The sequence below is a fragment of the Ruegeria sp. AM9 genome (genome assembly GCF_056540565.1).
This window is the reverse complement of sequence record NZ_JBQFWY010000001.1, coordinates 596,945-609,775: the sequence shown is the minus strand read 5'-3', so window position 1 is coordinate 609,775 and position 12,831 is coordinate 596,945. Positions and strand designations below refer to the sequence as shown.

General features: G+C 61.9%; 11 protein-coding genes. 10 read left to right on the top strand and 1 reads right to left on the bottom strand.

Annotated elements, in window-relative coordinates; genetic code table 11:
• Positions 1 to 26: 26 nt before the first annotated feature.
• The 10 genes from ACR0DO_RS03055 to ACR0DO_RS03010 all read left to right on the top strand — a co-directional run bounded on the left by ACR0DO_RS03055 (position 27) and on the right by ACR0DO_RS03010 (position 11,238).
• Positions 27 to 944, top strand: a complete 918-nt coding sequence (locus ACR0DO_RS03055; protein WP_480556662.1) for a D-alanine--D-alanine ligase — start codon at positions 27 to 29, stop codon at positions 942 to 944.
• Positions 932 to 1,933 carry a cell division protein FtsQ/DivIB gene (locus tag ACR0DO_RS03050; RefSeq protein ID WP_480556660.1) on the top strand — a complete coding sequence of 334 codons (1,002 nt, stop codon included), beginning with the start codon at positions 932 to 934 and terminating at the stop codon, positions 1,931 to 1,933. The genes ACR0DO_RS03055 and ACR0DO_RS03050 overlap by 13 nt, the downstream gene beginning before the upstream one ends.
• 8 nt (positions 1,934 to 1,941) lie before the next feature.
• Positions 1,942 to 3,276 carry a cell division protein FtsA gene (gene ftsA, locus ACR0DO_RS03045; protein WP_480556658.1) on the top strand — a complete coding sequence of 445 codons (1,335 nt, stop codon included), beginning with the start codon at positions 1,942 to 1,944 and terminating at the stop codon, positions 3,274 to 3,276.
• Entirely contained in the window at positions 3,263 to 3,679 is a 417-nt protein-coding gene (locus ACR0DO_RS03040) for a hypothetical protein (RefSeq protein WP_480556656.1), read from the top strand. The genes ftsA and ACR0DO_RS03040 overlap by 14 nt, the downstream gene beginning before the upstream one ends.
• A gap of 124 nt (positions 3,680 to 3,803) precedes the next feature.
• Positions 3,804 to 3,980, top strand: coding sequence for a hypothetical protein (locus ACR0DO_RS03035; protein WP_480556654.1), 177 nt, complete (start codon positions 3,804 to 3,806; stop codon positions 3,978 to 3,980).
• A gap of 48 nt (positions 3,981 to 4,028) precedes the next feature.
• A complete protein-coding gene (gene ftsZ / locus ACR0DO_RS03030; RefSeq protein ID WP_480556652.1) occupies positions 4,029 to 5,663 on the top strand; it encodes a cell division protein FtsZ in 1,635 nt (544 codons plus the stop codon).
• Positions 5,664 to 5,876: 213 nt separating this feature from the next.
• Positions 5,877 to 6,797 (top strand): UDP-3-O-acyl-N-acetylglucosamine deacetylase, encoded by a 921-nt coding sequence (gene lpxC, locus ACR0DO_RS03025; protein WP_170441210.1) that lies wholly within the window; start codon positions 5,877 to 5,879, stop codon positions 6,795 to 6,797.
• Positions 6,798 to 6,924: 127 nt separating this feature from the next.
• A complete protein-coding gene (locus ACR0DO_RS03020) occupies positions 6,925 to 7,767 on the top strand; it encodes an outer membrane protein assembly factor BamD (RefSeq protein WP_480556650.1) in 843 nt (280 codons plus the stop codon).
• A gap of 35 nt (positions 7,768 to 7,802) precedes the next feature.
• Positions 7,803 to 9,452: a DNA repair protein RecN gene (gene recN / locus ACR0DO_RS03015; protein WP_480556648.1), complete on the top strand. Its 1,650-nt coding sequence runs from the start codon at positions 7,803 to 7,805 to the stop codon at positions 9,450 to 9,452.
• 100 nt (positions 9,453 to 9,552) lie between these two features.
• Entirely contained in the window at positions 9,553 to 11,238 is a 1,686-nt protein-coding gene (locus ACR0DO_RS03010) for a chloride channel protein (protein WP_480556646.1), read from the top strand.
• On the opposite strand, the gene ACR0DO_RS03005 is transcribed toward ACR0DO_RS03010, so the two are convergent.
• A complete protein-coding gene (locus ACR0DO_RS03005) occupies positions 11,235 to 12,599 on the bottom strand; it encodes a DUF3179 domain-containing protein (protein ID WP_480556644.1) in 1,365 nt (454 codons plus the stop codon). The two genes, ACR0DO_RS03010 and ACR0DO_RS03005, sit on opposite strands and share 4 nt — an antisense overlap.
• Positions 12,600 to 12,831 lie beyond the last annotated feature (232 nt).

The window sequence follows — 12,831 nt, the reverse complement described above, 5'->3', positions numbered from 1 at the left end:
CGGGGACATTGAGGCGCACATTGGGTATGTCGAGCAGGACAAACCCCAAAGTGGCGGTATTGATGGGCGGCCCCTCGGCGGAGCGCGAGGTGTCTCTCAGCAGCGGGCGCGAATGCGCAGCCGCCCTACGGGGAGAAGGCTTTGAAGTGGTTGAGCTGGACGCGGGTCCCGACCTCTATGCGCGCCTTTTGGACATCAAGCCGGATGTGGTTTTCAACGCTCTGCATGGCCGCTGGGGCGAGGATGGCTGTGTGCAGGGTCTGCTGGAATGGATGCGCATTCCGTACACGCATTCCGGCGTGCTGGCCTCGGCTTTGGCGATGGACAAGCAGCGCAGCAAAGAGATTTACCAGACCGAGGGTCTGCCCATCGTGCCCAGCGTGATCGTGCCCAAGGTCGAGGTGGTCGAGGTTCACGTGATGGAGCCGCCCTACGTGGCCAAGCCGAACAACGAAGGCTCCAGCGTCGGCATCTATATCGTGCATGAGGGCGCCAACGGCCCGCCGAAACTGTCCGAGGACATGCCCGACCAAATCATGGTCGAGAAGTACGTCGCAGGCCGCGAACTGACCGTGACCGTGATGGCCGACCGCGCCCTGACCGTGACCGAGATCATGACCGATGGCGGATGGTACGATTACGACGCCAAGTACAAGCCCGGCGGCTCGTGGCATGTTCTGCCCGCTGATATCCCGCAGGACATCTTTGATCTGTGTATGGACTATGCGCTGCGCGCCCATGATGCGCTGGGGTGCAAGGGCGTTTCCCGCACAGATTTCCGCTGGGATGACAGCAAGGGCGCCGAAGGGCTGTTCCTGCTGGAAACCAATACGCAGCCCGGCATGACGCCGACCTCGCTGGTGCCGGAACAAGCCGAGTATCGCGGTATGACGTTTGGCCAGCTCTGCGCGTGGATGGTGGAGGACGCCTCATGCAACCGCTGAGAGCCACCCGCGCGCCGGTGATCCACCGCTCGAAACCTCTGGCCGGGCCGGATGCCGATTTCGCGTCGGGTGACCGCCACGAGGCCGAGCCGAAACTGCGCCTGCGCGGTGCAAAGCTGTTCGGGCGCAAATCACAACGGTTCGATCCGGCGCCGTCGCGGATGAGCTATCGCCTGCAGCGCTGGATGCTGACGCCGGGCGTTCGGCGCGGGTTGAAGGTCGGGCTGCCGATTGCGGCAGTCTGCGCTGCCGTCGGGCTGTACTTCAGCGCCGAAGACCGGCGCGAGGCCGTGGTGGCCTATGTCAACGACATCAAGACCTCGATCCAGCAGCGCCCTGAATTCATGGTCAACCTGATGGCCATTGATGGCGCAGGAACCAACCTGTCCGAAGATATCCGCGAGGTTGTGCCGCTGGATTTCCCGATGAGTTCCTGGGATCTGGATGTGGAGCAGATCCGGGACACGATCACCGGGCTGGATCCGGTCAAGTCCGCCTCGGTCCGTGTTCGCCCCGGCGGCATCCTGCAGGTCGATGTGGTGGAACGGAAGCCGGTCATCGTCTGGCGCACACGCAGCGGGATCGAATTGCTGGATGAAACCGGCGCGCATGTTGAGCGGATCGCGTCGCGCAAGGATCACTCTCACCTGCCGCTGATCGCGGGCAAGGGGGCCGATGCGCATGTGGGCGAAGCGCTGCAACTGGTGACAACCGCGCGCAGTCTGGGCACCCGGGTGCGTGGCCTGGTGCGGATCGGCGAGCGTCGCTGGGACCTGGTTCTGGATCGCGGCCAGCGCATCATGCTGCCGACCGAACGCCCTGTGCGTGCGCTTGAACGCGTGCTGGCGGTGAACGAAGTGCAGGACCTTTTGGAACGCGATGTTGCGGTGGTGGACATGCGCCTGGGCCAGCGTCCGACCATCAGAATGACCAAAGCCGCCAGCGAAGACTGGTGGAATACAAAAGTGACAGTGGGTAACGGGCAGTAACGACCATGATGACCGATCTTTATCAGTCCCAACGGGCCGTGCGACAGATGCGCAGACAGGCGATGCAACGCGGTGTTGTCGCCATTCTGGATGTTGGCAGTTCCAAGATTGCCTGCCTTGTGCTGCGGTTCGACGGCACCGGTCGGCTGAGCGAGGATAACAGCATCGGATCACTGGCTGGTCAGACCGGATTCCGGGTGATCGGTGCCGCGACCACGCGGTCGCGCGGCGTACAGTTTGGCGAAGTCACCGCCATGCAGGAAACCGAGCGCGCCATTCGTACCGCATTGCAAGCAGCGCAGAAGATGGCGGATATCCGGGTGGATCACGTGATTGCCAGCTTCTCGGGCGCGAACCCGCGTTCGTACGGTCTGGATGCACAGGTCGATCTGGAAGGTCAGGTGGTTTCCGAGGCCGAGGTCGGCCGGGTGCTGAATGCCTGCGACGTGCCGGACTATGGGGTCGGGCGCGAGGTGCTGCACGCCCAGCCGGTGAATTTTGCACTGGACAACCGCTCGGGCCTGATCGATCCGCGCGGGCAGATGGGGCAGAGCCTTGCGGTCGATATGCACATGCTGACCGTCGATGCGGTCGCGATCCAGAACATCGTACGCTGCATCAAACGGTGTGATCTGGAACTGGCGGGGATTGCAAACTCGGCTTACGTGTCCGGGATTTCTGCGCTGGTTGAGGATGAGCAGGAGCTGGGCGCGGCTTGTATCGATATGGGCGGCGGCACGACCAGCGTGTCGATCTTCATGAAGAAACACATGATCTACGCCGATTGCGTCCGTATGGGTGGGGATCACGTGACCGCAGATATCTCGATGGGGCTGGGCGTTCCGGCTGCGGTGGCCGAGCGGATCAAGACCTTCAACGGCGGTGTTCACGCAACAGGTGCCGATGACCGCGATCTGATCGACATTGGTGGCGATACCGGCGATTGGGAACATGACCGCCGTACCGTCAGCCGGGCCGAGCTGATCGGTATCATGCGCCCGCGTGTGGAAGAAATTCTCGAAGAGGTGCGCGTGCGCCTGGATGCCGCCGGGTTCGAGCATATGCCCAGCCAGCAGATCGTGCTGACCGGTGGCGGCAGTCAGATCATGGGGCTGGACGGCCTCGCGACCCGGATTCTTGGCCAGCGCGTCCGTCTGGGCCGACCACTGCGCGTTCACGGCCTGCCGCAATCGGCGACCGGGCCGGGGTTCTCGTCGGCCGTGGGGCTCAGCCTGTTTGCGGCGCATCCGCAGGACGAATGGTGGGACTTTGAAATCCCGGTCGACACCTATGCCGCGCGCCCCTTCAAACGCGCGATGCGCTGGTTCCGTGACAATTGGTAAGCAGGCAGGGGTTGCGGCGCTGGTCGCTTTGGCCCCGTTTGCTGCGCAGGCCCAGACCCGGATCACACCCGAAGCTTTTCTGACCGCAGTGCAGGGCAAGACAGTCACATTCCATGACTACCCCAGCGGCTTTCTGGTGGGCACCGAGGAATTCCTGAGCCCCACTTTGTCCGTTTGGCGGATGGAGGGGCGGGGCTGCGTTTATGGGCAAATTACTACGCCGAATGGCCAGATTTGCTTTTTGTACGATGACGATCCGGATGGCGTGCCGGTTTGCTGGTGGCCCTTTTTGCACGAAGACCGCCTGATGGTGCGCCTGGCCAGTTTCAGCCGCCGCGAAATTCAAGAGGTGCGCAGCATCACCGAGGACGGCCTGAATTGCCCAAGTGCCCCAATTAGCTAAAGAAATGGGTTGCGGCCCGGTGTTTTATCCCGCAAGATATCCACAAGGCCCGTCAGAGGCCCCGCGGCAGGACCTGAGCAGTTTTCCGCATCTTGAAAACCGGTAGAAACCCCAAGTGACGTGCATGTCGGCTGCGGCGCATGTGTTGCTTGCTTTGTGGTGGATTGAGTTCATTCCGCAACATCTGGCGTTCAATGCGAAATACCGCTGGTGGCTGCCTTATTTCCTCCATATTTTGTGGAATTTGACGATTTTTGGCGTGACCTTTGCGGTTTGGGTCGATAGGATTGTAAGCGGATAGGTAAGAAAAACACCGCTTTGGCGGGTCAATAAAACAGGCGGACAGAGCATGACATTGAATCTTTCGATGCCCGGGCACGACGAACTGAAGCCTCGGATTACAGTATTTGGCGTTGGCGGTGCAGGCGGCAACGCTGTCAATAACATGATTGAAAAACAGCTGGACGGCGTCGATTTCGTGGTCGCGAACACCGACGCGCAGGCGCTACAGCAAAGCCAGTCCTCGGCGCGGGTGCAGTTGGGCGTGAAGGTCACCGAAGGTCTGGGTGCCGGTGCACGGCCCGCCGTGGGGGCCGCTGCCGCCGAAGAAAGCATCGAGCAGATCGTAGATCACCTGGCTGGCGCACATATGTGCTTTATCACCGCCGGCATGGGCGGCGGTACCGGTACCGGTGCGGCTCCGATCATCGCGCAGGCGGCCCGCGAGTTGGGCGTTCTGACCGTTGGTGTCGTGACCAAGCCCTTCCAGTTCGAAGGTGCCAAGCGGATGCGTCAGGCCGAAGACGGCGTCGAATCGCTGCAAAAGGTCGTTGACACACTGATCATCATCCCGAACCAGAACCTGTTCCGTCTGGCCAATGAGAAAACCACGTTCACCGAGGCGTTCTCGATGGCAGATGACGTTCTGTATCAGGGCGTTAAGGGCGTGACCGACCTGATGGTTCGTCCGGGCCTGATCAACCTCGACTTTGCCGACGTTCGCGCCGTGATGGACGAGATGGGCAAGGCGATGATGGGTACCGGTGAGGCCACCGGCGAGGATCGCGCGGTTCAGGCGGCCGAGAAGGCAATTGCCAACCCGCTGCTGGACGAAATCAGCCTCAAGGGCGCCAAGGGTGTGCTGATCAACATCACCGGTTCGCACGATCTGACCCTGTTCGAACTGGACGAAGCCGCCAACCGCATCCGCGAGGAAGTGGACCCCGAGGCCAACATCATCGTTGGTTCGACTCTGGATACGGCAATGGAAGGCGGTATGCGTGTTTCGGTGGTGGCCACCGGCATCGACGCCAGCGAGAAAACCGAAGACGTACCGGTTGCGCGCCGGTCCATGTCGACGCCGCTGACCCGCACCGTTTCAGCAGAAGAGCCGCTGCAGGAAGAGACCCCCGCTGCAGCGGCTGAAGTGGCCGAGCCCGCGCCGCAGCCCGAAGTGAACCGCGAACCTTCGCTGTTCGAAACTGCCGAGGAATCGGCTCAGCCGCAATTCCAGCCGCGCGCAGAGCAGGACGATGACGGCCTGCCGCCCCCGGCCTATCAGCCGCGTGTAGCCGAATTCGAGCCGACCCCGGAACCGGTTGAACCCGCGCCCGAGAGCTTTGTTGCGCCGCAACCTCAGGCCGCAGCAGGCACACCGTCGCCCGAGGCGCTGCAGCGTCTGCAGGCTGCAGTTCAGAACATCCCGGCAGCTGAACGTGGCCATCCCGCGCCCCGTCCGCAGGCCCAGCAACCGGCCCAGGCCCAAGCCCCGGTGCCTCAGGCAGATGCGCAGGACCGTCCCCGGTTTGGCTTTAACCGCCTGATCGACCGGATGACCGGTCATGCTGCAGATACCCCGGCCCAACCGGTGCGTCAGCAGCCTCCGATGCGCCAAGCTGACGCTACGGCACCTGCGCATGACGAGGCCGACCCCGAGCAGGACCGGATCGAAATCCCCGCCTTCCTGCGCCGTCAGGCCAACTGAAGTCGGTAACAAAATAACTAAAAAGGGTCGCCATTTGGCGGCCCTTTTCTTTTTGAATACATGAGTTTGACCATGTGTAAGCAGGCTTTTGCCGATCTGTTACATTCATGTTTCATTCAGTTGCAAAGAGTGAGTTGAGCCTTGACGCGACCTTCCTTAGTTGAGTGTCCAACACGGACCGAAAAGGCCGGAAACCACTCACCGAGGTTCACCTTGCAACATACGCTCAAATCTCCGATCACGTTTACAGGCGTCGGGCTGCACAGCGGCAAGCCTGCGACGATGGTCCTGAAACCGGCAGCCGCCGGTCACGGCATCTGGTTCAAACGGACGGATATCGAGCTGGGCAATGCGCTGATCCCCGCGATCTATGACGTGGTCGAGCGGACGCCGCTCTGCACCCGTCTGGTGAACGAGGCCAGCGTCTCGGTGTCGACTGTCGAGCATATCATGGCCGCGCTGGCCGGATGTGGCGTGCATAACGCGCTGATCGAGATTGATGGCCCCGAGGTTCCGATCATGGACGGCTCGTCGATCGATTTCGTGCGCGGCATCATGGCCAAGGGCGTGCGCCGCCAGGCCAGCCCGGTTCTGGCGTTTGAAGTTCTCAAACCTGTGACCGCGTCGCGCGAAGGCGCCAGCGCTTCGATTGCACCGGCGGACGGGCTGATTATCGACTTCCACATCGATTTCGAAGACGGCGCGATTGGCAGCCAGGCCAAGCGGCTGGACATGCGCAACGGTTCGTTCGCGCGTGAGCTCAGCGATTGCCGCACCTTCTGCCGTCGTACCGATGTTGAAGCGATGCGTGAAAATGGCCTTGCCTTGGGTGGAACGCTGGAAAACGCCGTTGTCGTACAGGGTGACGAAGTGCTGACCCCGGGCGGGTTCCGCCACGCGGATGAGGCGGTGCGTCACAAGATGCTGGACGCTCTGGGTGACCTCTATCTGGCGGGCGGTCCGATTCTGGGCCATTTCACCGGTGATAAATCCGGCCATGCCATGACCAACACACTGTTGCGCAAACTGTTCGAAACACCCGGCGCGGTGCGCCCGGTGCTGTGCACCCCGGAACAGGCCGCGCGCCTGCCGGGGCAGGGCCTTGTCTGGGACGAAATCCCCGAAGTTGCCTGATTAATTCACCTCGGTCGACAATTCCGCCAGCGGGCGTACTAAGGCGTTTTGCCCCGGAATTATATGTGCTAAACCGAAGCCCAATCCGGGGCTTACCCCGATAAGCAATACGACAAGGATAGGCGGAATGGTTGGCACCAAAGCGGCAGTCAGAATCGCGGGCGCGATACTTCTGGCAGCAGTTTTGACGGCTTGCGGCGACACCGGCGCAGACCGCAATCAGAACCTGGAAGGCTTTACGCCGGAACAGATTTTCACGCGTGGCGAATATGAGCTGTCGCAGAATCGCTCGGATGATGCGGCGTGGTATTTTTCGGAAGTGGAGCGCCTGTATCCTTATTCCGATTGGGCAAAACGCGCGCTGATTATGCAGGCGTTTTCGTTCCATACGGACAAGAATTACGAAGAAAGCCGCGCCGCCGCGCAGCGCTATATCGACTTCTACCCGACGGACGAAGACGCAGCTTACGCACAGTATCTTCTGGCGCTCAGCTACTATGACCAGATCGACGAGGTCGGTCGCGATCAGGGCCTGACGTTCCAGGCGCTGCAATCGTTGCGGACGGTGATCGAGGTTTATCCTGACAGTGAATACGCGACTTCGGCGGTTCTGAAATTCGATCTGGCCTTTGACCACCTTGCTGGCAAGGAAATGGAGATCGGGCGTTATTACCTGCGTCAGGATCACTATACGGCGGCCATCAACCGGTTCCGCGTCGTGGTCGAGGATTTCCAGACCACCACCCACACTGCCGAGGCACTATATCGTCTGATCGAAGCGTATCTGTCGCTGGGTCTGGTGGACGAGGCACAGTCGGCCGGTGCAATTCTGGGTTACAACTATCAGTCGTCCGAGTGGTACGATGTGGGCTACAAGCTGCTGACCTCGCGCGGGTTGGAGTTGAAGAGCCGCGGCAACAACTGGCTCAGCCAGATCTACCGCCAGACGATCAAAGGTGAGTGGTTGTAATCGTCATGGCTACAGGCGTGGGACGCTGAGACCCGATGCTGCGCGCCCTTGATATCCGCGACATGCTGATCATTGACCGGCTGGAACTGACGTTTCAGCCGGGCCTGAATGCGTTGACGGGGGAGACTGGTGCGGGCAAATCGATCCTGCTGGATTCTTTGGGTTTCGTGCTGGGGTGGCGCGGACGGGCCGAACTGGTCCGTCAGGGGGCGGCTCAGGGTGAGGTGGTCGCCGAGTTCCAACTTGGCCCCGATCACGCCGCCCATGCGGTTCTGGCCGAAGCTGGCCTGCCCGGCGGCGAGGAACTGATCCTGCGTCGGGTAAATACGGCCGAGGGGCGCAAGACCGCTTGGGTCAATGACCGGAGGTGTTCCGGCGAGGTGCTGCGGGCGCTGTCCGAGACTTTGATCGAGCTGCACGGCCAGCATGATGATCGCGGGTTGCTGAACCCGCGCGGGCACCGGACCATGCTGGATGACTATGCCGGGGTGGGGGCGCGCCTCGCCGTTGTGCGTGCGGCGTGGACCGAGATGTCGCGTATGCGTAAGGCTCTGGCAGAGACCGAGGCGTCCCTCGCCGCCATGCGCGCCGAAGAGGAATTCCTGCGTCACGCCGTTGCGGAACTGGACAAGCTGGACCCGCAGCCGGGTGAGGATGCCGAACTGGACGCCCGTCGCCGGATGATGCAGGGGGCCGAACGCATTCGTGACGATGTCGCCCGCGCTTTTGACCTGCTGGGCGGGGACGGGGCCGAAGGGGCCATGTCCGACGCAGTCCGCTGGTTGGAAGGCGTGTCCGACAACGCAGGCGGGCAGCTTGAGGAGCCCATCGCCGCGCTTGGCCGCGCCCTGATCGAATTGGGTGAGGCGCAGGACGGCGTGAATTCTTGCCTTCAGGCGCTGGATTTCAACCCGGCCGAGCTTGAAGCCGCTGAAGAGCGCCTGTTCGCCATCCGCGCGCTGGCGCGGAAGCATGATGTGGCCCCGGACGATCTGGGGGCGTTTGCTGATACTCTGCGTGACCGGTTGAACCGGCTGGACGCGGGAGATGCGGATCTGGCGGATCAACGGGCCGCGGTTGAGGCCGCTCAGGCCGCTTATGACAGCGCCGCCGCCACGCTCCGCGCCACGCGGCAGCAGGCTGCCGGGCAGTTGGACGCTGCGGTGATGGCGGAACTCGCACCGTTGAAAATGGAACGCGCGGTGTTTCAGACCGAAATCACTGCCGCTGATCCCGGCCCTGAAGGCACCGACGCGGTGGCCTTTACCGTCGCCACCAACCCCGGCGTACCGTCCGGGCCGCTTAACAAGATCGCCTCGGGCGGTGAACTCAGCCGATTCCTGTTGGCGCTCAAGGTCTGTCTTACCGGCGACGACAGCGCCCGGACGATGATTTTTGATGAAATCGACCGCGGTGTCGGCGGGGCGACGGCCGATGCGGTGGGGCGCCGTCTGGCGTCTTTGGCGCAAGGCGGGCAGGTGCTGGTGGTGACGCACTCGCCACAGGTTGCGGCCCGCGCGGCGCATCACTGGCGGGTGCAGAAACAGGTCGCCAATGGGCAGACATTGTCCACCGTGATCCCGCTGGCCGATCCCGACCGTGTGGACGAAATCGCCCGCATGGTGGCAGGCGATACCATCACGGATGAGGCCCGCGCTGCCGCCCGCGCCCTGTTGGACGCCTGAGACAATTCTGCCGCTTTCCGGTTCCCAAACCGTCGCGATCCCACTTTTATCAAAACGCTCCGTGGCTTAGTAAGGGATAAGACTTGATCCCCGAGGGCCAATGACCCAATCGACCCGCACCGTTCTGCGCAACCAGCTCAATCAGGCCTTGGCCGCGATGAAGGATGCGTGGCGGGTGATGCGGCGGCGCGGCCCCAGCCAGATCCAGTTCTGGTTCATTGCGCTGGCCATCGGGGTCGCAGCAGGGTTCATGGCGCTGGGATTCCGCAAGGCGATCCGGGCGCTGCAGGCCTATGTCTATGATACCGAAGACATCCTGCTGCTGCACAGCCATGCCGAGAAACTGCCCTGGTTTCTGATCCTGATCATCCCGATCATCGGCGGCCTGATCGTGGGGGTAATCCTGCACAAATTCACCGATGACGGGCGGGTGCGCTCAGTCGCGGACGTGATTGAGGGCGCCGCGCTGACAAATGGCCGGGTCGAGGGCAAGGCGGGGATTGCCTCGTTCTTTGCCTCGCTGATCACGCTCAGCACCGGCGGGTCGTCTGGCCGAGAGGGGCCGGTGGTGCATATGGCCGGGGTGATCTCGACCTGGGTCAGTGATCGTATCCATGCCGATGGCATCACCGGGCGCGACCTGCTGGGTTGCGCCGTTGCGGCTGCGGTTTCGGCCAGCTTCAACTCGCCCATCGCCGGGGCATTGTTCGCGCTTGAGGTCGTATTGCGCCACTTTGCCGTGCACGCTTTCGCGCCCATCGTCATCGCGTCAGTTGCGGGAACGGTGATCAACCGGCTGGAATATGGCGATGTGACCGAGTTCATTCTGGAAACACCGGGATCACTGCAGTTCTATGTGGAACTGCCCGCGTTCCTGATCCTGGGCCTGATCTGTGGGCTGGTGTCACTGTTGTTGATGCGCTCGATCTTCTTTGCCGAGGATATCGGCAGCCATATCCAAAGCCGCCTGTCCCTGCCGCGCTGGCTGCGTCCGGCAGTGTCCGGCGCGATGCTGGGCCTGCTGGCGATCTGGTTCCCCCACATCATCGGCGTCGGGTACGAGACCACCATCCGGGCTTTGACCGGCGACCTGACCCTGACGGTCGCGATCCTGTTTGCGGTGATCAAGACTGTGGCACTGGCGATCACCATGGGTGGACGTATGGGGGGTGGGGTGTTTTCGCCTTCGCTGATGATCGGGGCGCTGACCGGGCTGGCCTTTGGCCTGATCGCCACCGGGCTGCTGCCGGATGTGTCCGGAACACATACGCTGTATGCTTTTGCCGGGATGGGTGCCGTGGCCGCCGCCGTGCTGGGCGCGCCGATATCAACCACAATGATCGTCTTTGAACTGACCGGAGACTGGCAAATCGGTCTGGCGGTGATGGTCTCGGTCTCGATGTCCACGGCGCTGGCTTCGCGCCTTGTTGACCGGTCATTCTTCCTGACCCAGCTAGAGCGTCGTGACGTGCATTTGGCCGCCGGGCCGCAAGCCTATCTGCTGGCGATGCTGCGCGCCGGGGCGGTGATGCGGCCCATTGGAGATGCGACGTCAATTACCAGGGAAAAAGCGATGGAGCTGATCGAACAGGGTCTTTGCGTACAAGCCAATGCCACGCTGGAGGCGGCAATGCCCTATTTCGACCGCGACGACGTTCCCTGCATTCCGGTTGTGACCGTGGAAGAGGATGGCAGTGAAAACCCGGTGGGGGCGCTTTATCATATTGATGCGCTGAAGGCTTATAACCGCGCGTTGGCGGCCACGGCGGCCGAAGAGCATTCCTAACCGCGATACACGCTTGCCGCATCGCCCAGGTAATTGTCCCAGGCGAACCAGTACGAAACATGCCCTGCGACCCGCGGCAGCCGGGTGCCGTCCGGTCCGATCAGGGCCTCTTCGGTCAGGGTCCACTTCTGGCCATTCTGATCCACAAGCCCGCCATCCGAGGCTTTGAACTGGTGCGATTTCCGCTCATAGGCGCGGACGGTGCGCTTGTCGGAATTGCCGATCAGAACCAGAGGCCGGTTGCCAATTGCGTCATTGATCACGCGGGTTCTGCTGAACGCCTGTAGCGGCCAGGCCCGCGCTGCGCCAAACTGGCGGATGGCAAAGACATAGTCCTTCTGCCGATGCGAGGATTGATCAACCAGCGCGGGAAACATCAACTCGGGCGAGGCGAAATACTCGCGATACACTACCCCCGAGCCATAGTTGCGCCGATGCCCGGTGTTCAGCGACAGGACTTGCGTACCGGGGTGCGAGGCTTTCCAGCTTTGCCATGTGGTGATCACCACCGGACGCTGTTTCAGTTCTATCCCGCTGCCCACCAGCGGACCCACGACAGGTTTGCCGGTGTACTGGTTCCACAGCGAATGCGTCTCGCGGTCAAACATCAGCTTGTTTGACCGGTACAGGAACCCTGATGAGCCGAAGACCAACGGTTTTCGCCGTCCGGCGACCTGCGTTTCGAACAAAATGCCCGAGCCGCACAGCGTGCAATAGGCCAACGCCACCGGCACGCCGCCGATCACCTCGTTGAACATCTCGTGCCAGCCCATGATGCGCAGCGGATAGGCGCGCTCATCCCCGTTGATCGAAACGCCAAAGACCAGATCGTCCTCCTTCAGGTAATCGGCCTGCGCGGCCGGTATCAGCGTCGGGTTGTCCAGTGACGGGATGCCGTCCTTGCGCACGCCACCCCAGGCGATTTCTTCAAGCCGGATTTTCATCTTGTCCCGCTGCAGGTATTCCGGGCGCAGGAAATCGTCGAAGTTCTGGTCGATGCCCAGCAGCACCTCGCGTTTGAATGGAATAAGAGAAGGGTGGGGGACCAGTTGCGGATTTTGTTCCTGCCACAACATCCAGTCGAACCAATCGGTGCCGATGCTTTCACCGGTCAGAGTTTGCATGACCTTGGCGATCTCGTCACTGCGTCGCCGGCCAAAGCGCATCCCGGTCATCAGGGCGGGAACAACGTCGGGGTTGCCACGTTGCACCAGAAAGGCCATGCCTTGTTCGAATTCCGCGTTGCTGCCGAAAAGCGTGGTCCTGACGGCCCCTAGCACCGGGTCCTGCTGGGCCCAAAGCGCGCTGGGCAACGCGGCAGCTCCTAACAATCCTGCGAAATGGCGGCGTGTGATCGACATGGCATCCTCCGGCGGTGGCTGCGCGTATTCTGCACGGTCCGCTGCTCACATGCACTCAACAGCCGCGTGAGCTGGCATGACCATTTCCGGCATCTGCAGTTGCCAAAAGGACCCGTGAACCACATTCGCCGATCTCGGCAGTTGGAAACGGTCAGCCGGGTTGATACTGCCTGAAAATCCAGTTTCTATGTGCAAGAGCAGCACCTTTTCGCGCATCAGCCAACGAAAAAAA

What these genes read in the sequence shown, in the direction of transcription:
- ACR0DO_RS03010 (WP_480556646.1), top strand. Translation starts at nt 9,553, where the DNA reads ATGACCCAATCGACCCGCACCGTTCTGCGCAACCAGCTCAATCAGGCC.
- ACR0DO_RS03050 (WP_480556660.1), top strand. Translation starts at nt 932, where the DNA reads ATGCAACCGCTGAGAGCCACCCGCGCGCCGGTGATCCACCGCTCGAAA.
- ftsA (WP_480556658.1), top strand. Translation starts at nt 1,942, where the DNA reads ATGACCGATCTTTATCAGTCCCAACGGGCCGTGCGACAGATGCGCAGA.
- recN (WP_480556648.1), top strand. Translation starts at nt 7,803, where the DNA reads ATGCTGCGCGCCCTTGATATCCGCGACATGCTGATCATTGACCGGCTG.
- ACR0DO_RS03020 (WP_480556650.1), top strand. Translation starts at nt 6,925, where the DNA reads ATGGTTGGCACCAAAGCGGCAGTCAGAATCGCGGGCGCGATACTTCTG.
- ACR0DO_RS03055 (WP_480556662.1), top strand. Translation starts at nt 27, where the DNA reads ATGTCGAGCAGGACAAACCCCAAAGTGGCGGTATTGATGGGCGGCCCC.
- ACR0DO_RS03035 (WP_480556654.1), top strand. Translation starts at nt 3,804, where the DNA reads ATGTCGGCTGCGGCGCATGTGTTGCTTGCTTTGTGGTGGATTGAGTTC.
- ACR0DO_RS03005 (WP_480556644.1), bottom strand. Translation starts at nt 12,599, where the DNA reads ATGTCGATCACACGCCGCCATTTCGCAGGATTGTTAGGAGCTGCCGCG.
- ftsZ (WP_480556652.1), top strand. Translation starts at nt 4,029, where the DNA reads ATGACATTGAATCTTTCGATGCCCGGGCACGACGAACTGAAGCCTCGG.